Origin of the sequence: Mycobacterium sp. (assembly GCF_052144515.1) — a bacterium.
GTDB lineage: Bacteria > Actinomycetota > Actinomycetes > Mycobacteriales > Mycobacteriaceae > Mycobacterium.
In genome coordinates, this window is sequence record NZ_JBKQQD010000078.1 from 1 (window position 1) to 24,085 (window position 24,085).

23 protein-coding genes and 3 pseudogenes are annotated in these 24,085 nt (G+C 67.5%); 11 read left to right on the forward strand and 15 right to left on the reverse strand.

The features are described from left to right. Window positions 1-121: 121 nt before the first annotated feature. Entirely contained in the window at window positions 122-397 is a 276-nt protein-coding gene (locus ACLP9N_RS03990) for a hypothetical protein (protein WP_442406172.1), read from the reverse strand. A gap of 63 nt (window positions 398-460) precedes the next feature. Between ACLP9N_RS03990 and ACLP9N_RS03995 the strand changes: the two genes are divergently transcribed. Next, the gene (locus ACLP9N_RS03995; protein WP_442406192.1) at window positions 461-718 is read left to right on the forward strand and encodes an Rv1535 domain-containing protein; all 258 of its coding nucleotides are present in this window, start codon (window positions 461-463) and stop codon (window positions 716-718) included. A 58-nt stretch (window positions 719-776) separates the two neighbouring features. Here ACLP9N_RS03995 and ACLP9N_RS04000 read toward each other — a convergent pair. The 5 genes and pseudogenes from ACLP9N_RS04000 to ACLP9N_RS04020 all read right to left on the reverse strand — a co-directional run. Continuing rightward, window positions 777-5,174: pseudogene (locus ACLP9N_RS04000) on the reverse strand (HAD-IC family P-type ATPase); the annotation flags it as partial. A 43-nt stretch (window positions 5,175-5,217) separates the two neighbouring features. Then, window positions 5,218-5,655, reverse strand: a complete 438-nt coding sequence (locus ACLP9N_RS04005) for a hypothetical protein (RefSeq protein WP_442406173.1) — start codon at window positions 5,653-5,655, stop codon at window positions 5,218-5,220. Window positions 5,656-5,891: 236 nt separating this feature from the next. Beyond that, the gene (locus ACLP9N_RS04010; protein WP_442406193.1) at window positions 5,892-6,698 is read right to left on the reverse strand and encodes an exodeoxyribonuclease III; all 807 of its coding nucleotides are present in this window, start codon (window positions 6,696-6,698) and stop codon (window positions 5,892-5,894) included. Between the two features lie 24 nt (window positions 6,699-6,722). Continuing rightward, entirely contained in the window at window positions 6,723-7,508 is a 786-nt protein-coding gene (locus tag ACLP9N_RS04015; protein WP_442406174.1) for a GNAT family N-acetyltransferase, cg3035/Rv0428c family, read from the reverse strand. After that, window positions 7,508-8,101 carry a peptide deformylase gene (locus ACLP9N_RS04020; protein ID WP_442406175.1) on the reverse strand — a complete coding sequence of 198 codons (594 nt, stop codon included), beginning with the start codon at window positions 8,099-8,101 and terminating at the stop codon, window positions 7,508-7,510. Before ACLP9N_RS04020 ends, ACLP9N_RS04015 begins: the two co-directional genes overlap by 1 nt. 198 nt (window positions 8,102-8,299) lie before the next feature. Between ACLP9N_RS04020 and ACLP9N_RS04025 the strand changes: the two genes are divergently transcribed. The 5 genes from ACLP9N_RS04025 to ACLP9N_RS04045 all read left to right on the forward strand — a co-directional run bounded on the left by ACLP9N_RS04025 (window position 8,300) and on the right by ACLP9N_RS04045 (window position 11,717). Beyond that, entirely contained in the window at window positions 8,300-8,608 is a 309-nt protein-coding gene (locus tag ACLP9N_RS04025) for a DUF3263 domain-containing protein (RefSeq protein ID WP_442406176.1), read from the forward strand. 67 nt (window positions 8,609-8,675) lie between these two features. Further along, entirely contained in the window at window positions 8,676-9,164 is a 489-nt protein-coding gene (locus tag ACLP9N_RS04030) for a LytR C-terminal domain-containing protein (protein WP_442406177.1), read from the forward strand. 54 nt (window positions 9,165-9,218) lie between these two features. Continuing rightward, window positions 9,219-9,923, forward strand: coding sequence for a superoxide dismutase[Cu-Zn] (sodC, locus tag ACLP9N_RS04035; protein WP_442406178.1), 705 nt, complete (start codon window positions 9,219-9,221; stop codon window positions 9,921-9,923). Further along, a complete protein-coding gene (locus ACLP9N_RS04040; RefSeq protein WP_442406194.1) occupies window positions 9,904-11,055 on the forward strand; it encodes a glutamate--cysteine ligase in 1,152 nt (383 codons plus the stop codon). Before sodC ends, ACLP9N_RS04040 begins: the two co-directional genes overlap by 20 nt. A 2-nt stretch (window positions 11,056-11,057) precedes the next feature. Beyond that, complete coding sequence (locus ACLP9N_RS04045) at window positions 11,058-11,717, forward strand: LON peptidase substrate-binding domain-containing protein (protein ID WP_442406179.1); 660 nt, start codon at window positions 11,058-11,060, stop codon at window positions 11,715-11,717. Here ACLP9N_RS04045 and ACLP9N_RS04050 read toward each other — a convergent pair. The 3 genes and pseudogenes from ACLP9N_RS04050 to ACLP9N_RS04060 form a co-directional block, all read right to left on the reverse strand. Further along, window positions 11,702-13,152: pseudogene (locus tag ACLP9N_RS04050) on the reverse strand (MFS transporter). The gene ACLP9N_RS04045 and the pseudogene ACLP9N_RS04050 sit on opposite strands and share 16 nt — an antisense overlap. Window positions 13,153-13,292: 140 nt before the next feature. Beyond that, window positions 13,293-13,811: a hypothetical protein gene (locus tag ACLP9N_RS04055; protein WP_442406180.1), complete on the reverse strand. Its 519-nt coding sequence runs from the start codon at window positions 13,809-13,811 to the stop codon at window positions 13,293-13,295. After that, on the reverse strand, window positions 13,808-14,206 hold the full coding sequence (locus tag ACLP9N_RS04060) for a hypothetical protein (RefSeq protein ID WP_442406181.1): 399 nt from the start codon (window positions 14,204-14,206) through the stop codon (window positions 13,808-13,810). Before ACLP9N_RS04060 ends, ACLP9N_RS04055 begins: the two co-directional genes overlap by 4 nt. 21 nt (window positions 14,207-14,227) lie before the next feature. Between ACLP9N_RS04060 and ACLP9N_RS04065 the strand changes: the two genes are divergently transcribed. Beyond that, on the forward strand, window positions 14,228-14,824 hold the full coding sequence (locus ACLP9N_RS04065) for a TetR family transcriptional regulator (protein WP_442406182.1): 597 nt from the start codon (window positions 14,228-14,230) through the stop codon (window positions 14,822-14,824). On the opposite strand, the gene ACLP9N_RS04070 is transcribed toward ACLP9N_RS04065, so the two are convergent. Genes ACLP9N_RS04070 through ACLP9N_RS04090 form a run of 5 tightly spaced genes read right to left on the reverse strand, consistent with a single transcriptional unit; the run spans window position 14,798 to window position 20,744 of the window. After that, the gene (locus tag ACLP9N_RS04070; RefSeq protein ID WP_442406183.1) at window positions 14,798-16,963 is read right to left on the reverse strand and encodes an AAA family ATPase; all 2,166 of its coding nucleotides are present in this window, start codon (window positions 16,961-16,963) and stop codon (window positions 14,798-14,800) included. The genes ACLP9N_RS04065 and ACLP9N_RS04070 overlap by 27 nt on opposite strands. Beyond that, window positions 16,960-17,823: a CDP-diacylglycerol--serine O-phosphatidyltransferase gene (pssA, locus tag ACLP9N_RS04075; protein ID WP_442406184.1), complete on the reverse strand. Its 864-nt coding sequence runs from the start codon at window positions 17,821-17,823 to the stop codon at window positions 16,960-16,962. Before pssA ends, ACLP9N_RS04070 begins: the two co-directional genes overlap by 4 nt. Beyond that, window positions 17,820-18,524, reverse strand: coding sequence for a phosphatidylserine decarboxylase (locus ACLP9N_RS04080; protein WP_442406185.1), 705 nt, complete (start codon window positions 18,522-18,524; stop codon window positions 17,820-17,822). Before ACLP9N_RS04080 ends, pssA begins: the two co-directional genes overlap by 4 nt. A 24-nt stretch (window positions 18,525-18,548) precedes the next feature. Beyond that, on the reverse strand, window positions 18,549-19,778 hold the full coding sequence (gene moeA, locus ACLP9N_RS04085; protein WP_442406186.1) for a molybdopterin molybdotransferase MoeA: 1,230 nt from the start codon (window positions 19,776-19,778) through the stop codon (window positions 18,549-18,551). Window positions 19,779-19,802: 24 nt separating this feature from the next. Continuing rightward, window positions 19,803-20,744 (reverse strand): SDR family NAD(P)-dependent oxidoreductase, encoded by a 942-nt coding sequence (locus tag ACLP9N_RS04090; RefSeq protein ID WP_442406187.1) that lies wholly within the window; start codon window positions 20,742-20,744, stop codon window positions 19,803-19,805. Window positions 20,745-20,803: 59 nt separating this feature from the next. On the opposite strand from ACLP9N_RS04090, the gene ACLP9N_RS04095 reads away from it, so the two are divergent. Next, on the forward strand, window positions 20,804-21,277 hold the full coding sequence (locus ACLP9N_RS04095; protein ID WP_442406188.1) for a VOC family protein: 474 nt from the start codon (window positions 20,804-20,806) through the stop codon (window positions 21,275-21,277). Continuing rightward, the gene (locus ACLP9N_RS04100; RefSeq protein WP_442406189.1) at window positions 21,268-22,710 is read left to right on the forward strand and encodes a flavin-containing monooxygenase; all 1,443 of its coding nucleotides are present in this window, start codon (window positions 21,268-21,270) and stop codon (window positions 22,708-22,710) included. Before ACLP9N_RS04095 ends, ACLP9N_RS04100 begins: the two co-directional genes overlap by 10 nt. Here ACLP9N_RS04100 and ACLP9N_RS04105 read toward each other — a convergent pair. Then, window positions 22,695-22,910, reverse strand: coding sequence for a hypothetical protein (locus ACLP9N_RS04105; RefSeq protein WP_442406190.1), 216 nt, complete (start codon window positions 22,908-22,910; stop codon window positions 22,695-22,697). The genes ACLP9N_RS04100 and ACLP9N_RS04105 overlap by 16 nt on opposite strands. Between ACLP9N_RS04105 and ACLP9N_RS04110 the strand changes: the two are divergent. After that, a pseudogene (locus tag ACLP9N_RS04110) lies at window positions 22,810-23,187 on the forward strand (transposase); the annotation flags it as partial. The gene ACLP9N_RS04105 and the pseudogene ACLP9N_RS04110 overlap by 101 nt on opposite strands. Before the next feature lie 298 nt (window positions 23,188-23,485). After that, window positions 23,486-24,085 (forward strand): TCP-1/cpn60 chaperonin family protein (locus ACLP9N_RS04115; protein ID WP_442406191.1); only part of this gene is annotated, 600 nt, incomplete at its 3' end.

Genomic DNA, 24,085 nt, shown 5'->3' on the forward strand with positions numbered 1-24,085 from the left:
GCGTGGGCGCTCACGGCACTCCTCACAGCACACCACGCACTCCGGCCAGGTCTTCAACGCCGACAACCACCGGCGACAATGCCCCACGCACACCACATGACTTGACACGACCTACAGCCAGCTAGGCCTCTTCCATCGCCTCGCCGAGCTCCTCGAGGATCCGGTTGTGATGGTTGGCTGCCAATAGGTGTCCGGCGGCGATGACCAAAGCGACTGGCCAATCGATGAGTTCGAGAGCCGCAAGGGCGGCCAGCCCGCCGAAGTAGGCCAGTTGCTCCGGCCGCGGAATCTCGGTCTGGCCGAGCAGTGGCAGGTTTACGACGAAGGTTTCGCCTTCGCGGATCTTTTCCACGGCCTCACTTTGGGACGTTGCCCGCCGAGCCTTCTTTTCCGCCATCATTTGCCTTTCAGTAACGAAGGATTTGCCGTTGTGCCGGATGGTGCGGTCACCGTCGGACGTATGTGGAGGACCGACCAGCAGCAGGCCGATCCGCTGATTTCACCGATTGCCTCGTTCCTGCGTGCTCCGTTGCTGGAACTCTATGCGTTCTTGTGGCGTGTGGGCGTCCTCGAGATCTTGGAGATCCCGGAGATTGGGCGGTCCGAACCGGCGCTTGGTCATCATCAGGGTCGTCGGGTGGCGGGACGGGAGTCAGCCGGGGTGGCTCGGGTGGCTGGGGAGCCGCCGGCAGCTCCCGATCGTCGAAGACACGGCTGAGAACGGCCACGGCGATGGTCGCGACCGCCGCGGGTCCGAGAGCTTCGGCCCAGCCGAGCGGATCGAGCGGTGTGCAGCCGAGGAGCTGACTGACTCCCGGAATGCTGATCAAGATGCCCACGAAGCCGAGTGAGCCCAGCGCGGTGAGCACCACCAGCGGGGCCTGGGACTCCACCAGTGTCTGGCCCAATTCGGTCGCGATCAGCGCGACCAGGGCCACGGTGGATGCGCGTTGCGGCAGCCCAGTGGCTCCCAGCAGTCCCCCCAGCACTCCAGAGCCGCCCGACAGTCCGGGGATTCCCGGCAGTCCGGGAACCCCTGCCAGTCCGGTGGCCCCGGCCATCAGCCATGCCGCCGTGGTCGCCGCTGCCGTCGTAGCGGCGCGGATGGCGACGGCGTTCCACAGCGCGGGTTGATCCACGCCGCGTATTTTGGCGTCCACTTTGCCGCGCGGCTTGCTGACCGCGAGGGCCGCGGCCGGGAACGCGTCGGTCACCGTATTGACCAGCAGCAGCTGGCGGGTGTTCAGCGGCGAAGTCCCGGTGATCGCGCTGCCGATGATCGCGAAGATCACCTCACCGGCATTACCGCCGAGCAGCACTGACACGGCGGCCTGCACCCGTCGCCACAACTGGCGCCCTTCTTCGATGGCCTCCAGCAGCGCGTCGATACGGCCGTCGATCAGCACCACGTCGGCCACCAGGTGGGCCGAGTCGCTGCCGTGCGCGACCACACCGATACCGACCGTGGCCGCCCGAATGGCGGCGGCGTCGTTGGCGCCGTCACCGACCATCGCGGTCCGCACCCCGGCGTTCTCGAGCGTCTGGACAACCTGGACCTTATTCTCCGGGGTCATCCGAGCGAAGATGACCCGCTCGGTGACGACGCGCTCCTGGTCCTTGCGGGAGAGGGAATCCCATTCGGCGCCGGTGATCACCTGCTCGGCGGTCACCGGCAGGCCGAGCTCCTCGGCAATCGCCTTGGCGGTGATCGGGTGATCACCGGTGATCAGCTTGATGCCCACCCCTTGGGACCGCAACGTCGACAGCAGCCCGGCGGATTCCGCGCGCGGCGTGTCGGACAATCCGAGGAATCCGGCCAACGTCAATCCGTTTTTGCAGTACTCGGCGATGTCGTCGGGGTTTTCTTTTATCGCCTGAGCCTGCTTTGCCGTCAGCTTGCGCTGCGCCACCGCGATCACCCGTAATCCGCTGGCGGCCATTTCGGCGACGGTGCTGTCCATGGATTGCACCGCCGTAACGTCGCCGCAGGCGGCCAGCACCACTTCGGGCGCGCCCTTGATGGTCAGCTCGGTTCGCGTCGCCGAAGCCGAGAACGACCTGCCGGAGCGGAACGGCAGGTGAGCGGTGGGGCCCGCGCCGTTCCCCCCGGCGACGGAGGTACCCGCTGCTTCCAAGGCGCTAGCAGCCTCGATAATGGCGACATCGGTCGCGTGCACCTGCGGTCCGCCGTTGGTCATCGGCGCGGCGTGCGCCGCGCAGCGCAACACTTCCGTTTCCGAACGGCCGGCGGCGGGGTGGACCTGCGACACGCGCAGCCGATTCTCGCTGAGCGTTCCGGTCTTGTCGAAGCAGACCACTTCGATACGGCCGAGCGCCTCCACCGAACGCGGAACACGAACCAGCGCACCGAACTTTGTCAATCGTCGGGCCGATGCCGCCTGCGCCAGCGTCGCCACCAGCGGCATTCCTTCGGGGACCGCGGCAACAGCGATGGCGATGGCGCTGGACACCGCGTGCTGCAACGGGGTGCGGCGCAGCAGCCCGAGCGCGCCGACCAATGCGCCGCCGGTAATGCTCACCGGAAGTGCCTGACTCGTCAGTTGGCCGAGCTGATGCTGCAGGCCGATGTCGGAGGACAGCTCGCCGGAGATGAGGTCGGCGGCGCGACGCTGCTGGGTGTCGGCACCCACCGCGGTCACCAGCGCGACCGCCGTACCGGCCACCACCGTGGTCCCGGCGAACAGCATGCAGCGACGTTCGGCGAGCGGGGCCCCGGGCGTCGCTTCGACCTGCTTCTCCACGGACAGCGACTCACCGGTGAGCGTCGATTCGTCGACCTCGACGTCGACCTCCTCGATGAGCCGGGCATCGGCGGGCACCACCTCGTGGGTGCGCACCTCGATGACATCGCCGGGCCGCAGTCGCGACGCGTCGACCTCGGTGTAAGCCCGCTCGCCGTCCGGACCGGTAATCACCTTGCGGGCCGGCGGAGTCTGCTGAGCCAAAAGGTGGGTCAACCGTTTTTCGGCCCGGAGCCGCTGGGCGGCGGCCAGTATCGAGTTCCCGGTCAGTACACTGCCGACCAGCACCGCGTCGATGGGTGAGCCGAGGACCGCGCTGGCCGCCGAGCCGAGTGCCATCACCGGGGTGAGCGGGTCGGACAATTCGGCTCGCACGGCCTTGGCGAGCTGCCAAATCGCCTGCAGGGGTGACTCGCTCGGTTGCGTGTCCGCAGGGACATACCGCACCTCGGAGGCGGCGGGATTGGGCGGAGGCTCAGGCGGTGGGAGGGCCTTAAGCACCTGCTCCACCGACATCGCATGCCATTCGTGCAGAGCGGCCGGGCGTGGTGTGTCGGCATTGAGGATCCCGCGGGCGAGCAGATATCCCGAGAGTAGACCGGCTGCCGCGCCGGAGTTGACCGACTCGGACCCGAGATTGCCGCGGACACCCGGGATCATGAAGAGCGACCCCAAAGCGGTTGCGCCGGCCGCAATGCCGATGCCGCGCTGGGTTGCGGTCTTGGCCGCGGGCAGCGAGTGCAGCACCCGCCAGGCGGCCGCCAGATCCGGCAACAGAAGATCGGCATTCCACGGTGGTGCGCCGTTCTTCGGTTTAATGCCCAGCATCAGGTTTGCACACGAAATCGCTTGCGCGCCAGACGATGACAGTATGGCTACCGTTCGGCCCGCCTGCTGCACATCGGTCACCGCAGCGGCGAGCGCGTCGTCTATGGACTTGTCTGTCCCGCTCTTGATGGGCCGGACGTCGTCGAATGCGTGTCGCAACTCGTCCAGTGACTCGACGTCGACCGAAATCAGTTCCGCCCCGGCCCGGTGCGCCTCGGCGACAACGGCGGAGGCCAGCGGATCGTGTGCGGGCAGGAAAAGCGCCTCGACTCCTGCGTTCGGCCGGCTGCCCGATATCCCGCGCACGGTGCGCCAGCCCGGGCGCAGGCTGTTGTTCTCCAGCATGAGCTGGGCGCGGTTCCACGCCGCCGACAACTCACTGTCGTCGGCTCCGCGGATGCGTGCCACGCGCAGCGTTTCGGTGCACAGAATCCGGGGATCGATGACGATCGCGTCGATCTTGTCCAACCGGCGCAGACTTTCCGGCCGCAACGGCAATACCGCGTGTTGGCCGGCCAGTCCCCGGCCCAGGGTCGCGGCGAATGCCTCGGGCGTGGTCCGGCTGGCTTTGGGGGTGGTTACCTGCACCGCCGTGGCGGCCATGGCCAGGTTGCGGGTGCCAGCACCGATCGCCCCGGCGCTGAGCGCCTGCAACAGCGCGAAACGACCCGCCGCCCGCTCCACGGGTCTCGACGGCTGTGGCCGCGGCACCGTTCTGTCTGGGTGCATACGCGGCTGGTCGGCGTACCGCGCCAGCTCCGGTTCGTGCTGCTCCCAGCTTTGCGCCTGCGCGCGGACTTCGGCGGCTTTCATCGACTGCACGGTGAGCCCCAACGCCAATGACGTCGGTGACTGGGTGAGGGTTTGCGCTGCCGCCGCGGCCAGCGTCAGGACGGTGTCGGTGGTGGGCCCGCCGATCCGGTCCGTGAGCAGACGGCGCAGCCAGGGCTGGTAGTCCACGAAAGCCACGCTCGCGGCGACGGCGGCCGGCAACGGCCGCAGGCCCAGCGCCCGGCCGGTCAGCGCCACGCCTAGCCCGGTCGCGTTGACGGCAACGGTCAATGCCCGGGTCGCCAGCACCACGCCGTCGCCCGGCAGACTTCTGGTGAAGATCGACTCGTCTTTACCTTCGCCGCAACGCTTTTCGGCATCCTCGACTACCCGGCACAGGTCGCGCAGCGAGAGACCCGGATCGTCGATGTCGACGACCGCGCGCGACAGCGGGTGATTCAGGCTGGCCGATGTGACGCCTGGGTGGGCGCGGATCGCGTCGAGCACGACGCGCCCGAGTTCACCGTCTTCACCATCGTCGGGGCCGCCTAGTCCACGCACCTCGATCCAGGCGCGGCTTTCGTTGCGCCAGCAGTTGCGGCTGAGCGTCTCGCGGGAGATGTCGCCGGAAAGCACTTTGGCTGCCTCGCGCAGCGGAAAGGTCGCCACGTCGGCGCCGGCCCCGATGCCAACTTTGGCAACCGAGGCCGCGCTCCTGCCCAGGGTCCCCGCGAAATTTGCCGCGGTGTTTACCGATGCACCAGCCAGGGCGGTGGTTACCTGGAAGCCCGCGGCAAAAGCGCGCAACGGCATACGTCGTATGGATGTGCCGATGGTCAAAAGGTAACAGCGTTGATCAGTTTGTGCTGCGCAACTTCGTGCCGCCCGCTTGCCGGCCGGTAGCCTTCTTGGCGGCCGGTTTGCGTGCGGGTTTCTGCGGTGCGGCTTTTTCTGGCGCCGGATGGCTGGGTACCGGTTTGAGGTCTGCCTTCGCCGGGGCGTCCGGTTTCTGGCTCATCCTGCGCAGCAACAGCGCTCCACCGCCAACGGCCAACAGCACCGGCCATTCGACCAGGCCGGCGACGCCGAGCGCACCAAGGGCCAAGGCGGCTGCCGGGGTGGAGTGGCTGCCCACGCTGACGCCGCGTTTGATGCCTTGCGCGGCTCCGGTCACACCGCCGACAACCCCATTGACCGCCGCGCCGCCGACCGCGCCCGCGGCCTCTGTGGTCACCGTCGCCGCACGACTCACCGTTTTACCCACGCTGCGGACTGTGCCGCCGACGACATTCATGATGACTCCCTGGCCTCGATTCGCTCTCGCTGCAGTCCACTTGCAAACCGCATTGATTACGGGTGTATACCCGCTGAACACAAAGTTAACAGCTGCAACGAAATAGTTCTCGAATATCTAACAAGCGAAAGCCTGCCACGTTGCAAACCCGCATACAACGAGCAGTTGTCGAGAATTTCCGCCGCATAACCCGGGGATAGGCAATTCTGACTTCGGCGAACGGTCGTATCCGTGATTCAGCCACGCCTCAGATCGACCAGCACCGGAGCGTGATCACTGGGGGCCTTGCCCTTGCGCTCCTCGCGGACGATCTGTGCATTGGTCACCCGCGCCGCCAACGCCGGCGACGCGAGGATGAAGTCGATGCGCATGCCCTGTCTCTTCGGGAACCGCAGCTGCGTGTAATCCCAATAGGTGTAGACGCCGGGTCCCGGGGTGAAAGGCCTTACCACATCGGTGAATCGGGCTTCGACGATGGCGTTGAACGCCTTACGTTCCGGCTCGGAGACGTGCGTGGCGCCGGCGAAGAATTCGGTGCTCCAGACGTCCTCGTCGGTCGGGGCGATGTTCCAGTCGCCGACCAGTGCGATCTGCGCTATGGGATCGTCGCGTAGCCAGCCTTCGGACGTATCACGCAGTGCGGCAAGCCAATCCAGCTTGTAGGTGTAGTGCGGGTCGTCGAGGGTGCGGCCGTTGGGCACATAGAGACTCCACACCCGCACGCCACCGCAGGTGGCGCCCAAAGCGCGGGCTTCCGCCGTGGCGGCCACCTCTGGCTTGCTGCTCCAGCTGGGCTGGCCGTCGAAGCCGATCTGCACATCGTCGAGGCCGACCCGGGAGGCGATCGCCACGCCGTTCCACTGATTGAAGCCGACATGGGCGACCTCGTAGCCGAGTTCGAACAGCGGCAGCGCGGGGAACTGGCTATCGGAGCATTTGGTCTCCTGCATCGCCAGCACGTCGACATCGGCGCGCGCAAGCCAATCGGTGACGCGGTCCAGTCGGGTGCGAATCGAATTCACGTTCCAGGTGGCCAGCCGCAGGGTGCCGTGGGGCATGACTGGAGATTATCCAGTCGGTCGGACATAGCGCCTTCGATGGTGCAGCCGGAAACCCAAGGATTCGGCGAGGGCGATCGCGTTCGTGTCGTGGTCGCCGATCCGCACGTAGGCGCGGGTGGCGCCGCGCTGGGCACCCCAGGCCAGCAGTGCTTCGCACGACGGGGCCCCCGGCTCGGCCACCGCACTGATTGCCGACAGGCCCACCCAGCGGGTGCCGTCGGGCGCGTCGCTCACCGCCGCACCGGCGAACTCGCCGGACGACGCGCCAGGGTGACTGTCGTTGTCGAGGGGCGCGTCGCGCACCAGCATGCGCTCTTCACGTTCGGCGGTCAGGCCGGCAGGCACCCGCAGCAATCGGTCGGGGATGGCCAGCCGTGGGGTCAGGCCGCGATCGGCATACCAGGCGACGATCGCCGGAATGGAATCGGTTCGAGCCGAAATATCCAGCGGCACTGCCGAATTAGCTTCGAGTTCGGCGTCCGGCCCGGCCCGGAGCAGCCAGCCGTCCAGCCAGGTCTGTTCCCAGGTTTGTTTCATGCCGGGCCAGGCTGCCGCGGCCGCATGCTCGAGTGCTCGGATCTCGGAGGTGCGCACCGGTGCGTCGGTCAGTATCCGCAGCGCCACCACGTCGGCGGGTGCGCACTCGACCACGGTGCCCGTCTTCGTCCGCACCCGAACCACCGGATCGACGGCCAGCAGGTGGCCTACCGCATCGGTCAGCGGCGGGATCGACCCGGCGTGGCGCCGGTAGCGAACCGTCACCCGTGTTCCGAGGTCCGGCCACGAGACCATCAGTGCCCGAACGGGTCGGGTCCTTCGCCCGGTGTCCACGACAGTCCGGGGACCCCCCAGCCGTGCGACTTTACAGCGCGCTTGGCGGCGCGGGCGTGCCGGCCGATCAGACGGTCCAGGTAGAGAAATCCGTCGAGGTGACCGGTTTCGTGCTGCAGCATCCGGGCGAACAGGCCGGTGCCCTCGATGGCGATCGGACTGCCGTCGGCGTCGAGCCCGGTGACCCGTGCCCACTTGGCCCGGCCGGTGGGGAACGACTCCCCGGGCACCGACAGGCAGCCTTCGTCGTCGTCGCCCTGGTCGGGCATGGTCTCGGGTATTTCGGAGGTTTCCAGGACCGGATTGATGACCACACCGCGGCGCCGGTCGGTCATCCCGCGGTCGTCGGAACAGTCGTAGACGAACAACCGCAGTCCGGATCCGATCTGGTTGGCGGCCAGGCCCACCCCGTGCGCGGCGTCCATGGTGTCGTACATGGTAGCGATCAATCCGGCCAGATCGGCCGGCAGCGAACCGTCGGCGCCGACCTGCACCGGCGTGGTCGGGGTGTGCAAGACCGGATCGCCCACAATGCGAATGGGTACGACTGCCATGGTCGGCTAGCTTAAACTCGCCGACCCTCGAGCTTTCCGGCACACTGTGCACGGGAATCCAACGAAGTCGGCCGACTCGCGGGTCTAGATGAGACCTTGAGGGTTGGGAGCGTGGTTCAATGTTCGCGCGAAACATGCCCCGAACTATCAGTCATTCAAGCAGTTTGAGAATTCGCCGGAAGGGCCCAGGGGAGCGATATGGACAGCGCCATGGCGCGGGCAAATCGAGCGGGGGACGACGCTGACATCGCCGATGGGCTCACCCGCCGTGAACACGACATCCTGGCATTCGAACGTCAGTGGTGGAAATTCGCCGGTGTCAAGGAAGAAGCCATCAAAGAGTTGTTCTCGATGTCGGCGACGCGCTACTACCAGGTGCTCAACGCGCTGGTCGACCGGCCCGAGGCGCTGGCAGCCGATCCCATGCTGGTGAAGCGGCTGCGGCGATTGCGCGCCAGCCGTCAGAAGGCGCGAGCAGCGCGGCGCCTCGGCTTCGAGGTGACCTGACGCCCCGCCCGATCTTGGTAAGGCGCCTTTGCGGGTTTAAGCCCTTTCCTGGCTACAGTGGGCCTCAATGAATGAGCGCGTCCCCGATTCGTCGGGGCTTCCCCTGCGGGCCATGGTGATGGTGCTGCTGTTCCTCGGAATCATCTTCCTGCTGCTCGGGTGGCAGGCCTTGGGCTCCTCCGGGAACTCCGATGACGAGTCGGCTTCGCCGGCGTCGAGTGTGACCTCGACCACGCCAGCGTCTGGGTCGGCCTCAGGGTCGACGAGCGCTAAACCCGCCCCGAACCAGGCCGAGGTCCAGGTGTACAACATCTCGTCGAAAGAGGGCGTTGCCGCGCGCACCAAGGACCAGCTCGCGGCCGCCGGCTTCAAGGTCACCGAAGTCGGGAACCTGGCGGTGCCCGATGTCTCGGCCACCACGGTCTACTACACCGACGCCGACGGTGAGCACGCCACCGCCGATGCCGTAGGCCAGAAGCTGCAAGCGCCAGTCGAGGCGCGCATTCCCGCACTCGCCAGCCAGCCACCCGGCGTCATCGTTCTGGTCGCGGGCTGACACGCTCCCGCGCAAGTCGTTTCGGACGGCAGGTCGCCGGGCTAGGCTCTCGCTATGCCTGAACTTGCCGGTCACCGTAATGTCGCCGCCGCCACCATGTCTTGCGTCGCGCTGCTGAGCGCGTGCTCGTCGCCCCAACACGCATCGACAGTCCCGGGCACCACGCCGGCGATCTGGACCGGATCACCCGCGCCGTCGTCGGCTAAGACCCCGGGGATGGAGGCGGCGCCGGCGACACCACAGAAGAGCATCACCACCCATCTCAAGGCGCCCGACGGCACCCAGGTCGCGATCGCGGAATTCCAGTTCACCAGCAGCCACGCCTCAATCAGGATCGAGACGGTCGCTGTCGGTGTGCTGACACCCGGCTTTCACGGAGTGCACATCCACAAGGTGGGCAAGTGTGAGCCCAACTCCGTCGCGCCGACCGGCGGCGCGCCGGGCGACTTCCTGTCCGCCGGCGGGCACTTCCAAGTGGCCGGGCACGCGGCCGAGCCGGCCAGTGGTGACCTGACCTCGCTCGAGGTGCGCAAAGACGGTACCGGGATACTGGTGACCACCACGGACGCCTTCACCATGGACGACCTGTTGGCCGGCGAGAAGACCGCAATCATCATTCACGCCGGTGCCGACAACTTCGCCAACATTCCGCCGGATCGCTACAACCAGGTCAACGGGGCGCCCGGTCCCGACGAGATGACAATGAGCACCGGTGACGCCGGCAAGCGAGTGGCGTGCGGTGTCATCGGTGCCGGCTAGTTCGCCGGTCAACACGGCAAGCCCCCACATCGACTTCGCCGGCTCACCCCGGCCGACGATCGGGGTGGAATGGGAATTCGCGCTCGTCGACGCTGCCACCCGTGACCTGAGCAACGAAGCCACCGCGGTCATCGCCGAGATCGGCGAAAACCCGCGCGTGCACAAGGAATTGCTGCGCAACACCGTCGAGGTCGTCAGCGGCATTTGCGACTGCGCCGCGGAGGCGATGGACGATCTTCGCGAAACCCTGGGCCCCGCGCGCCAGATCGTCCGGGCTCGGGGGATGGAACTGTTCTCCGCCGGCACCCACCCGTTCGCGCGCTGGTCGACCCAGAAGCTTACCGACGCGCCGCGCTACGCCGAGCTGATCAAGCGCACCCAGTGGTGGGGCCGGCAGATGCTGATCTGGGGAGTCCACGTACACATCGGGATCTCGTCGGCGGCCAAGGTGATGCCGATCATGACGTCCCTGCTCAACTACTACCCGCACATGCTGGCGCTGTCGGCGTCCTCGCCGTGGTGGGGCGGTGAGGACACCGGCTACGCCAGCAACCGGGCGATGATGTTTCAGCAACTGCCCACCGCCGGGCTGCCGTTTCACTTTCAGACCTGGGCGGAGTTCGAAGGCTTCGTCTCCGACCAGAAGAAGACCGGCATCATCGACCATATGAACGAAATCCGTTGGGACATCAGGCCGTCGCCGCATCTGGGCACCCTCGAGGTGCGGATCTGCGACGGGGTGTCCAACCTGCGTGAGCTGAGTGCGCTGGTCGCATTGACGCACTGTCTGGTGGTCGACCTGGACCGTCGGCTGGACGCCGGCGAGACGCTGCCGACCATGCCGCCCTGGCATGTCCAGGAGAACAAGTGGCGCGCCGCCCGCTACGGCCTGGACGCGGTGATCATCCTGGACGCCGACAGCAACGAGCGTCTGGTAACCGACGAGCTGCCCGATCTGCTCACCCGGCTGGAACCGGTGGCGAAGTCGCTGCACTGTTCGGAGGAGCTCGCCGCGGTGTCCGACATTTGCCGCGACGGCGCGTCATACCAGCGGCAGCGGCGGGTCGCCGAGGAACACGACGGCGACCTGCGGGCGGTCGTCGACGCGCTGGTCGGGGAGCTGGAGATCTAACCATGACCGGTTTTTCCGGGGGGCCCGAACCCCTTGCGCTGGCGATGTTTCCGCTGCAGTCGGCGCTGCTGCCCAACGAGGATCTGCCGCTGCGCATCTTCGAGCCGCGCTACAGCGCGCTGGTGCGCGACTGCATCGGCAACGACGACCCTTTCGGGGTTGTGCTGATCTCCCGCGGCCGCGAAGTCGGTGGCGGCGACACGCGATGCGACGTCGGTGTGCTGGCCCGCATCGCCGAATACGCCGAGCTCGGCTCGGGCCGGTACGTGCTGCAGTGCCGGACGGCCGAACGCATTCGGGTCGGCGAGTGGCTGCCGGACGATCCCTACCCGCGCGCCGTCGTGCGGGTCTGGCCCGACGAGCCGGGCGACGCGGTGTCGGCGGACCAAATACTCGAACTGGAAGACCGGGTGATGGCCCTGTTCGAGAGGATCGCGGCCGTCCGTGACGCGCGGCTGCCGAGCCGCGACGCGCTGCTCGGCGCCGACCGCGACACCGGTGACGCCGCAGAGTGGTTGTACACGTTGGCATCTCGGATACCGATCGGCACGGCCGACCGCTATGCCGTGCTGTCGGCATCCTCGGCCGCTGATCGGCTGGCTGCGCTCAGTGAGGCCGTGGACACTGTCACCGAGATGGTCGAGTTTCAGCTGTCCGAGTAGCCGGGAAGCGCAGGAACGCCGGGCTTGGTGAGGGTGAAGCGGCTGACTACGGCACCAATAAAGAACAGCACCGCGGCGACCTGTAGCAACCGGGCGAAACTGGCATCGGTGAGCGTGCCGGCCGCGATCAGCCCCACGCAGGCAACCGAAGTCAGTGCCGACGTCCGGCCTACCGCGTTCTGCATGGCTGCGGCGACTCCGCTGCTGGCCGGCTCGACGGAAGACAGATTCACCGCAGTCAGCGGTGTGCTGGTTAGTACCAGACCAATCGCCAGCACGGTCATCCCGGGCAGCAGATGGGTAAAGATGTTGAACCCATGCGCCGACGGGCGGATGAGCAGCAGTCCGAACCCGGCCAGCACGGGGCCCGTCGTCAGGAAAACCCGGGGTCTGATCCGTGCGGCCAGGCCGCCGACGCGCTTGGCGAACAGAAACGACATGACGGGGGTGGGCAAGGTGACCAAACCCGCCACGGTCGCACAAAAACCGGCGACTTCCTGTGTATAGAGGGAGACGGCAAGAGAGCCCATGGTGAGGGCGCCGTAGATGAACGCGGTAACCAGATTGGCGCCCGCGAAGTCGCGGATCGTGAACAGACCCAGCGGCACCAAGGGGTTTGGGGCGCGGCGCTGCCATGCCACGAACGCCAGTAGTGCCGCGACTCCCACGACCAGCGACGCGACGATGCCGGGGTCGGCCCATCCGTGTTCGCTCGATTCGATGAGCGCGTAGGCGGTGGCGGCCAGCCCGGTCGCCGACAACGCCGCACCGGGGATGTCGACGCGGGCGCGTTGGGCGGGCCGGGGCATGGGGCACAGCCAAAACGTCAACGCGAAACCGATGACCATCGGGACCGCTGACAATGCGTAGATCCACCGCCAGCTCAAAAAGTCGACCGCCAACCCGCCCAGCAACGGACCGAGAGCGAACGCGGTACCCGTCCACGCGGTCCAGGACCCTATGGCCGCGGGACGAGCCGTCCGGTCAAAGACGGAATTGATCAACGCCAGCGACCCGGGACCAAAAACGCCGCACCCAGACCCTGGATGACGCGCGCGGCGATCAGCATGGCGGGCGAGGCCGCGTTGGCCGCCAGCACCGAGCCCGTCCCGAAGGCAACCAGCCCGAACCGCATCACCGGCACTCGCCCGAATAGATCGGAGATGGAACCGCCCGGCAGAATCGCGGCCGCCAGCGCGAGCAGGTAGCCGTCTACGACCCACTGCTGCAGGCACATGCCTCCGCGCAGGTCGCGCGCCGTGGCCGGCAGTGCCAGGTTCACGAGGGTGCTGTCGAGGAAGGCGACCATTGACACCATGATGGCCACCACCATGACCCGGCTGGTCGGCACGGCATCGCGCAATTTCGTGAGCGGTCCCGCTCGGCGCGCCGACGCGGTGAAGACGATCCCGGGAGAAGGCTGTACGGCGATCATCAGGAGACGGGCCGCTCGTCGTTCATCTGTTCTCTCCTAGAAGGCATCCGGGCACCTGCTCGCAGTGAGGTATGCCTAGTGGTTACGAACGAACGAGCCAACGGGTTCGAGTGGCGGCTCTACGGGGGCGGTGAACTCCGTCATCGAGATGGTGGAGTTTGCGCTATCCGACCAGCCGATTCGCGCTCAGCCAAAGACTTTAACGTGCGCAGTTGCTTTCGCATCATCACCAAGTCACCCAGCGCGAGAACACGACCGACCAGCCGAGGGCCTGCGAACGACACGCGCACCTGCAGCCGCGACCCCGCCCCCTCGGGCCGGACCCGATACGTCACGGCCACGCCTTTGGAGCGCAAGGTGATCTGCTCGCCGGCGGCGAACGAGTGGAGCACAAAGAGAGTCATGAACCGCTGCCCGACCGCGAGGTGAACGAGTTCGGGGTCGCATTCCCGAGGACTCCGGCGGCCGAGGTTGTCGAGGATGTCGTAGCTGTAGGGCGCTACGCGTAGCTGACACAGCCAGGCGAAGACGATCGATGGCGGCGCATCGACGCTGATCGCGCGGTCTGCCTGGAGGCCGGTTCGCGGACGAAGCCCGTCGCACGGCAGGCGCGCTGTTTGTTCCGACGGCCTTGCTCCCCAATTCAGCCCGGGTATCACGATACGGCTGCTCCACGTGGATGTACCTGTGCTGCAACGCGTTTCAGTATCTTTCGCACCGTGACCCGGTGTGCGCCTGTGCCGATGACGAGGGCGCGATAGACCTTCCCGTGCATACCCGGAAAGTCGGCCCACGTCCGCGCGCGCAGTCGGGTGCGACCCGGGTCGCCCGGCGCTGTGTCCAACTCGAACACCAACCGGTAGACCGCGAACGGATGCCGGCCCTTCAGCGCGAACCGCTCCGGTGGTCTTGCTTCGTGCAGGACGAAACCCGTAGGCACGGTGGACGGGTCGCGCGGGTCGCGGCACATCACGCGAAGCAGCGCCGACCAGGTTTCTGCGCGATTCGCATCAACGGTTATGGCATGCTCATCGATATAGGGCAATCGTTCCATATAGAAGGAATGTACTAGATCATGGCACCTCCGCGGAAGCACGAAACCGATGTGATCCTCGACGCCGCGCGAGCGCTCGTGCTAGTCGGCGGACCCCGCGCCGCGAGCGTGGCGGCGATCGCGAAAGCCAGCAGGGCGCCCGCCGGCACTCTCTATCACCGCTTCGGCAACCGCAACGGGATCTTGGCGGCGGCGTGGCTGCGCGCGCTCGATCGCTTCCAGGCGCGGGCGCTGGCCGCGGACGGCGAAGCGCCGACGGAGGCCGCGGTCGCGATGGCCGTGGCCGCGATCAGCTTCGCGCGGGAGCTTCCGCAGGACGCCCGGCTGCTGCTGACGATCCGGCCGGGTGATCTGCTCGACGGCGAGCCCGACCCGGGTTTTCAGAAGACCCTTGCCGCCATGAACGCTCCGCTCGTCGAGCGGGTGCACGAGCTGGCCGAGCGCCTGTACGGCAGTCGCGATCGGAGGGCCGTCGACGCTGTGAACAGGGCCGTGGCGGACCTGCCCTATGCCGTTGTCCGGCGCCACGCCCACGACGAGCCGATGCCGGCGTGGCTCGAAGCCGACGTCACGGCGTCGATGCGGGCGATGCTACAGAGCTTTGGCGAAGGCGCGTAGCGACTCCACCTGCATGGGCTCCAGCGACGGGCGCACGGCATCGCGAGCCGCCTCGAGATCGGCGGCAGTCACGTCGGCGGCATCGATGGAGCGCCGCATCGCGGTGAGTGCGGCCTCGCGCAGCAGTGCCACACAGTCGGCGGCGCTGTAACCGTCGAGTTCGGCGGCCACCGCGTCCAAGTTGACATCGGCGCTCAGCGGAATCGATTTCCCTGCGTTACGCAGGATTTCGCGCCGTGCCGCGCCGTCGGGCGGCTCGATGAACACCAGACGTTCCAGCCGGCCCGGACGCAGCAGCGCCGAGTCGATGAGGTCGGGCCGGTTGGTGGCGCCGAGCACCACGACGTCGCGCAGCGGGTCGATGCCGTCGAGCTCGGTCAGCAGAGCGGCCACCACCCGGTCGGTCACGCCCGAGTCGAAGCTCTGCCCCCGCCGCGGCGCCAGCGCGTCCACCTCGTCGAGGAAGATCAGCGACGGGGCGGAGTCCCGGGCCCGTCGAAACAATTCGCGCACAGCCTTCTCTGAAGAGCCGACCCACTTGTCCATCAGCTCAGGGCCTTTGACGGCATGCACGCTCAGCTGCCCGGTGCTGGCCAGCGCGCGCACCACGAATGTCTTGCCGCAACCGGGCGGCCCGTACAACAGCACCCCGCGTGGCGGATCGACACCGAGCCGGGCGAACGTGTCTGGGTGTTGCAACGGCCACAGCACCGCTTCGGTGAGTGCCTGTTTGGCCTCGGCCATGTCGCCGACGTCGTCGAGTGTGACGTTCCCGATCGTCAGTTCCTCGCTGGCCGAGCGGGACAACGGCCGAATGACCGTCAGCGCGCCGACGAGATCGTTCTGGTTCAGCGTCGGTGCTTGGCCCTCGGCGCTGGCGCGCGACGCCGCGCGAAGCGCCGCCTCGCGGATCAGGGCAGCCAGGTCGGCGACGACGAAACCCGGTGTGCGGGCTGCGATCTCATCGAGGTCCAAATCGCCGGTGGGCACCGGTTTGAGCAACGCATCCAACAGCGCCTTGCGGGTGGATGCGTCGGGCAGCGGCAGGCTCAGCTCCCGGTCGCACAGGTCGGGGGCCCGCAGCCGGGCATCGAGCTGGTCGGGTCGCGCGGAGGTGGCGATCAAGGCGACGCCCTCGGTGGCCACGGCGGTGCGCAGCTCACTCAGGACCAGGGCGGCTACCGGCTCGGCGGTGGCCGGCAGCAGGGCGTCGACATCGGTGATCAGCACCACGCCGCCACCGGCGCGAACCTTGTTTACCGCCGAGGCCACGGTTTTGAGCCGGTCTTCGGCGCTTAGCGCGCCAACCTCCGGACCGTCCAGCTCCACCACCCGGCGGCCGTCGCACACCGCCCGCACCAGCGTCACCTTGCCGACGCCGGCCGGACCCGACACCAGCACACCGAGGTTGGCGGCCGCGCCCAATGTCTTCAGTAGGTGCGGTTCGTCGAGGGCCAGCTTGAGCCATTCGGTGAGCTTGGCGGCCTGCGGCTGCGAGCCCTTAAGCTCCTCGACGAAGATCTGTGGGGTAGCGGCGCTGTCCAGTTCGTGCGAGGACGCCCTGGTGCCGGATGGGATACCGATGCCCCAGGTCACCAGCGAGTTGGGCTGCACGCTGACCGGTCCGTCGGGATCGACGCCGGTGACGCTCAGCAGCTCGGAGGTCCAGCTGATCCCGACCGCCGACGCCAGCGCACGAGTGGCGGCCGACGTCGACGTGCCCGGGCCCAGGTCGCGTGGCAACAGGGATACCGCGTCGCCGACCGTCATCACCTTCCCGAGCAACGCCTGTCGCAGGGTGGCCGACGAAACCGATTGAGTGGCAAGCGCAGATCCGCTCAGCGTCACCGATCGTGCGCCGTACACGACGACCGCGCTGACGATCACCGCGGTGCCCTCACGCAGCCCGGCGTTGGACAGCGTCACGTCGTCGAGCAGCACGGTGCCGACGGGGGTGTCCTGGTCGGCCAGGCCGGCCACCGCCGCGGTGGTCCGCGACCCGGTCAGCGATACCGCGTCCCATTCCCGGATGCCCAGGGCGGCAACGGCATTCGGGTGTAACCGGATCACGCCGCGGCGGGAGTCGACCGCAGAGGTATTCAGCCGGGCGGTAAGGGTGAGCTGACCGGGGCCAGTCACAGCCGCCCGCCCGGTTTGCGCAGCCCCAGCCGCGCCATGGACCGGCGGTTCGGTTGCGCCCGCCGGGTTGCCCGGCGCGCCGCGCGACGTTGCCCGGGCTTGTCGTCCCACATCTCAGGGTGGTTGGCCAGCCAGCGCTTGCTGCGCACCGCGAACGGGATGTGGCAGACGTAGGAGATGATGATCACCCAGATCAGGATGTAGGGAGCCAGGACCGCGGCCGCCGCGACGCCCGCCAGTACCGCCAGCAGCGGGGCCGCCAGGTTCGGCGGAATCGCCACGGTGTGCATCTTTTTCATCGGGAGCGTGCTGACCATCAGGATCGACGTCCCGGTGATCCAGACGGCGAGGAACCACAGCGAGGTCCACCAGCCTTCCCCGTGGAACTGAAGTTTGAGTCCCATCAGGCCGATCATGGAAACCGCGCCCGCCGGAGCGGGCATTCCGACGAAGAATTCCTTCGCGTAGGAGGGCTGGGTTTCGTCGTCCTGCAGCGCGTTGTACCGGGCCAGCCGTAGCACGACGCACACCATGTACAGCAGCACCACCGCCCAGCCGACCGGCCACTTCGACAGCAGCGTCACGTAGACCACCAGCGCGGGCGTCACGCCGAAGTTCACCGCGTCGGCCAGCGAGTCGATTTCGGCACCGAGCTGCGACTGGGCGCCCAGGATGCGGGCCACCCGGCCGTCCAGCGCGTCCAGGATGGCCGCCGCGGCGATCAGCGCCATCGCGGGAATCGGCTGGCGCTCGAGGGCGAACTTGATCGACGTCAATCCCGCGCACATCGACAGCACCGTCATCGCGCTCGGCAGGAGTTGCAGGCTCATGGTCCGCCGGCCCCGGGGCTTGTCGATCATGGCAGCTCCGCCAGCACCGTCTCGCCGGCGACCGCACGCTGGCCGACTTTGACGAGCGGCTCGGTGCCCGGTGGCAGGTAGGTGTCGAGCCGGGAGCCGAACCGGATCAGGCCGTAGGTGTCGCCGATCGATAGCTTGTCCCCGACGTGGGCGTCGCACACGATGCGGCGCGCCAGCAGACCGGCTACCTGCACGACTATGACCTCTGAGACCTCAGCGCCGCCGTCCGTCCGGATCCGCAGACTGGTGCGTTCGTTTTCGGTGCTCGCCGCGGCCAGGTCGGCCGATCCGAACCGTCCGGGCCGGTATTGCCTGTCGATCACCTCGCCGCTCACCGGTGCGCGTTGCACGTGGGCGTCCAACAGCGAGAGGAAGATACTGACCCGCGGCAGCGGCGTGTCGCCCATGCCGAGTTCGGCGGGCGGGGCCGCGGCGTCGATCACGCAGATGATGCCGTCGGCGGGCGCGGCGACGGCACCGGGCCGGGCGGGTGGCACCCGCGGGGGATGACGGAAGAAGCCCGCGCAGGCACCAGCCGCCAGCAGGCCCGCGCGGCGCAGCCATCGGTGGTGGCGTCCCACGACCGCAACGGCGAGGCCGGTAGCGATGAACGGCCGTCCGGCGGGGTGAATCGGCGGAATGGTCGAGCGGACCAACTCCAGCATGTGCTGCGGGCCGCCAGTGCGGGGGCGTCTAGCCACGCGGTCATCCTACGGAGCAGTGGGTTAGGTGAGGTCCCAGACCTGCAGCTGGGTTCCGGCCGACACTTCCACGACGTCCTCGGGGATGTCCAGTAACCCGTTGGCGGACGCCAGCCAGCGCAAGTGGTGCGACGCCGGTGGGCCGTAGCTGGTGACGGTGCCAGCGCTTACGTCGAGGATCGCGCGGCGGAACTGCCGTTTGCCGCGCGGCGAGGTCAGCGCCTCGGTCAGCACCGCGGGCCGCCGCGATCGGTACGGATCCGGTAGGCCCATGGCCTTCCGCAGCGCGGGACGGATGAACACTTCGAACGACACCAGCGCACTGACCGGGTTGCCGGGCAGCGTGACGATCGTGGCGCCGGCTCCTTTTGTCCGCAAGCGTCCGATGCCCTGCGGCATCCCCGGCTGCATCGCGACCTTGACGAATTCGACGCCCTGGTCGCCGTCACGGCCGAAGGCATCTTTGACGACCTCGTAGGCACCGGCGCTGACCCCGCCGCTGGTGATGATCAGGTCGGCCCCTGCGGCGTATCGGTCGATGATCGAGCTGAACTGTGCGATGTCATCGCCGGCGGTCGCGGTGGCGATCACGGCCGCGCCCGCGTCGCGAACGGCCCCGGCCAGCATGACCGAGTTCGACTCGTAGATCTGCCCCGGCCGCAGCGGGCTGCCCGGCGTCACCAGCTCCGACCCGGTCGATATCACCAGCACCCGTTGGCGGGGGAGCACCGGCAGCTCGGCCATCCCCAGTGCCGCGGCCAGGCCGAGCGTCGCCGGGGTCACGAGCTGCCCCTTGCGTAGCACGGTGGTGCCGGCGGCGACGTCTTCGCCGGCTAACCGGATGTGCTTGCCGGCCTGGGGGGCCTCACGGATCGCGACCGATTCCCCGCCGCTTTCAAATCCGCCGTCGGTGGCTTCGACCGGCACGATGCCCGTCGCCCCGGCCGGTACCGGCGCGCCGGTCATGATCCGGTGGGCGGTACCGGGTTGCAGGGTGAGTTCGTCGGTGCGCCCGGCGGGAATGTCCTCGGCGACCGGCAGCAGGACCGGGTGTTCGGGTGTGGCGCCAGCGGCGTCCTCGGCACGCACCGCGTAGCCGTCCATCGCGGAGTTGTCGAACACCGGCAGCGATAGCTGGGCGACCACATCGTCGGCAAGGACCAGCCCTTGGGCTTCTGCCAACGGAACCATCGCCGCCGGGCGGGCACGGATCATCTCGGCTACGACACGTTGATGTTCTTCGACGGACCGCACCTGGCCATCTTCCGCCATTGTCCGTCAGACCGGGAACGTGACGCCGGTGAGCTCCTCGGAGACGGCCCAGAGCCGTCGTTGCAGCTTCTCGTCGTGGGACTGCGCGCTGGAGTTGACCAACTTCGGGTGGCCGCGCTGCTCGGCGACACCGCTGGGGCCGTAGTACTGGCCGCCTCGGACGGCCGGGTCGGTGGCGGCCCGTAGCGTCGGCAGGGCGCCCATCGCCGCGCTCTGAAACAGCACCGGTCCGAACACATCGGCCACGGGCTTGATGATCCGCGGCAGATTGCGGGTCAGCTCGGTGTGGGAGCTGCCGGGGTGCGCGGCGACGGCGATCGTGGACTTTTCCGCACCGGGACGCGCACTCAGCCGGCGCTGCAGTTCATAGGTGAACAGCAGGTTGGCCAGCTTGGATTGCCCGTAGGCGGCCACCCGGTCGTAACGGCGCTCCCACTGCAGGTCATCGAAGTGGATCGATGCGCGCAGCCGGTGGCCCATGCTGCTGACGGTCACCACCCGCGACCCGCGCACCGGCAGCAGGTGGTCGAGCAGCAGCCCAGTCAGCGCGAAATGACCGAGATGGTTTGTGCCGAACTGCATTTCGAAGCCGTCCTCGGTGACCTGCTTCGGTGTCAGCATCACCCCGGCGTTGTTGATCAGCAAATCGATGCGCGGGTAGGCCGACCGCAGCGCATCGGCGGCGGTGCGCACCGAGTCCAGCGAGCTCAGGTCGAGTGCCTGCAGTGTGACGTCAGCGCCCGGGCTGGCCGCGACGATGCGCGACAGGGCGGTGTTGCCCTTCTCCAGATTGCGCACCGCCAGCACGACGTGCGCACCGCGGTAGGCGAGCACCGCCGCGGTGTGGTAGCCGATGCCGGTGTTGGAGCCGGTGACGACGGCGACGCGACCGCTCTGATCCGGGACGTCGGCTTGTTCCCACTTGCGGGTCTCGGTGTTTGAATTCATGGGCCACAACATACTCATCGCGGGCCGCCATCGGGATCAGCGGACGTAGAGTCGAGAACGTGATTACCGGGTTGGCCCACACCGGCGTGTGCGTTCCCGACTGTGAGGCCGCGGTGGCGTTCTACCGCGACGTGTTGGGCCTGCGTGTGCTCTCGCCGCCGTATGTCATGGCCGGTAACGCTCTTCGCGACGACATGGGTGAACTGGTGCCGGATCCCACCATGAAGGCGGCCATCGTCGGATTGCCCGACGACGGTGACCGTGTCTTCGAGGTGATCGAGTACCTCAACGTCGACGGCAGGGAGGCCGACAGGGCCCTGACCGATCACGGGCTCTCGCACGTCGGGCTGATCTGCGCGAACCTCGACGCCACCCGGGCAGAGCTCGAGGCCAAGGGAGTGCGCTTCCTGGTCAGTGGAATCGCCGAAGTCGCGCGCGTGCGCACGGCCTGGTTCGTCGATCCGTGGGGCGTGGTTTTCATCCTGGTGGAGAAAAGCCGGCCCGAGCGGCCGTACTTCGCGCAATGGGGGTGACGCGCGCGAAGGTCGGCGTCATCGGTGCGGGCGCCGGCGGCATCGCGATGGGAATCCAGCTGGCCGACGCCGGATATGACTTCACGATCTTCGACCGCGCCGACGGCTTCGGCGGGACCTGGCGCCACAACACGTTCCCTGGTGCGGCCTGCGATGTCCCGTCGCATCTGTACTCGTACTCTTTCGCGCTCAACCCGCGGTGGAGCAAGACGTATGCGAACAAGCCCGAGATCCTCGCCTACCTCGAGCGGGTGGCCGCCGACCACGAGCTCGGCGCACACCTGCGGCCCAACACCGCGATCACCACGGTGCGGTGGTCGGACAGCACGCGATGTTGGACGCTGTCCACCGACGACGGCCGCGAGCACGATTTCGACGTGGTGGTGAGCGCGGTCGGAATGCTCGATGTGCCCCACATCCCCGACATCCCCGGGGCACAGTGGTTTCGGGGCCGGCAATTCCATTCGTCGCGTTGGGATCACAGCAAATCGACGGCGGGGGAGCGGGTGGCGTCCATCGGTACGGGCGCCAGCGCGATCCAATACGTTCCCGCGATCGCCCCAAAAACCTCGCAGCTCACGGTGTTTCAGCGGACCCCGATCTGGATCGCGCCCCGGTTCGACTTCCCGTTCACCCCCGAGCAGCACGAGCTTTTCGAACGCGACCCGACCGCGGCGCAAAAGCTACGCGACGAGGCCTTCGACGCCTACGAGTCAGCCAGCTTCGACGTCGACGCCCAACAGACCCACGACGCGACCGAACTCGCGCGCAGTTACCTGATGCGCAAGGTGGCCGACCCCGAGTTGCGGGCCAAGCTGACGCCGGACTATCCGGCCGGCTGTAAGCGGCCGCTCATGTCGCGGGATTGGTACCCCACCTTCGCTCTGCCGCACGTGAAGCTGGAAACGACCGCAATCGCCGAGCTGACCGAATCGGGGGTGCGCACGGTCGACGGTGTCGAACACCGCGTCGACACCGTCATCTACGGCACCGGGTTCACGGCCGCCGACTACCTGTCGAGCATCGATGTATACGGAATCGGCGGCCGTCGCCTTCGCGACGACTGGAGCGACGGCGCGGAGGCCTACCTCGGCACGCTGGTCACCGGGTATCCCAATTTCTTTATGCTGTATGGCCCCAACACGAACGGGGTCAATTCGATCATCTACATCCACGAGGCGCAGACGACCTTCATCCGCCACATCCTCGACGCGATGGGCAGCCGCGGAGCCCGCACCATCGAGGTGACGGCCGATGCGCAGCGGCGCTACAACGACGAGATCCAGGCCGCGATGCACGGCAAGGTCTGGCTCGCCTGCGCCAACTACTTCCGCCATCCCAGTGGCAAGGTGGTGACCCAATTGCCCTACAGCGGCAAGACCTTCTTCGAACGCACCCGCACGCCGGTCGAAGCTGATTATCGCTTCAGGTAGACCCATCCGCCCGCCGCGTCGATCGTTCGACCGCTGATGTAGGACGCGGCCGGAGACACCGGCAACATGGCCGTCGAAGATGCCGCCGGGTAAACGCGGCCCCGCTCGGGAACCGTCCGCGCGGCAAGGCTTTTAGCCGAAATCGGTGACTGCCGCGCCCGCTTCCCCAGCCCCGAAGCACTGATCAGCCTGGCCGGCATGGCGCCCTCCACCCGACAGTCCGGCAAGACCCACATCGTCGGATTCCGCTGGTCGTGTGACAAGAACCTGCGCGACGCCGTCTGCGACTTCGCCAACGACTCCCGTCACGCCAACCCCTGGGCCGCCGACATCTACAACCGCGCCATCGCCCGCAACAAGAAACACCCACACGCCGTACGCATCCTCGCCCGCGCCTGGCTCTACGTCATCTGGCACTGCTGGCAAAACAACACCGCCTACGACCCCGCCAACCACCTAGCCCTCCAAGCCCTCCTAAAACACAACACCAACCACCCGCGGCTTGACACAGGGCAACTCAGAGGTGGGCAAAACGAACACCGTGCGCCGAAGAGGCCACTGTGGCACGTGTGACACGACACCGCGGGGACGCCCATCGACACCGGGTTTCCTTGCACTCGGCATAGGCGAGTGCTAAGAATGACGTTGGCACTCGCGACCGGTGAGTGCTAGGTCGGGACGGTGAGACCGAGCCCCTAGACAGCTGTGGTCGTCCGTCGCGGGCACTGCGCCCGGCCAGAACGCGTCATCCCCAATCCGGAGGAATCACTTCGCAATGGCCAAGCAAATTGCGTACGACGAAGAGGCCCGCCGCGGCCTCGAGCGGGGCCTGAACGCCCTCGCCGACGCGGTACGGGTGACGTTGGGTCCCAAGGGCCGCAACGTCGTCCTGGAGAAGAAGTGGGGCGCCCCCACGATCACCAACGATGGTGTGTCCATCGCCAAGGAGATCGAGCTGGAGGACCCGTACGAGAAGATCGGCGCCGAGCTGGTCAAGGAAGTCGCCAAGAAGACCGACGACGTCGCCGGTGACGGCACGACGACGGCCACCGTGCTGGCCCAGGCGCTGGTCAAGGAGGGTCTGCGCAACGTCGCGGCCGGTGCCAACCCGCTGGCTCTGAAGCGCGGTATCGAGAAGGCCGTCGAGAAGATCACCGAGACCCTGCTCAAGTCGGCCAAGGATGTCGAGACCAAGGAGCAGATCGCTGCCACCGCGGCCATCTCCGCGGGCGACCAGTCGATCGGCGCCCTGATCGCCGAGGCGATGGACAAGGTCGGCAACGAGGGCGTCATCACCGTCGAGGAGTCCAACACCTTCGGCCTGCAGCTCGAGCTCACCGAGGGCATGCGGTTCGACAAGGGCTACATCTCGGGC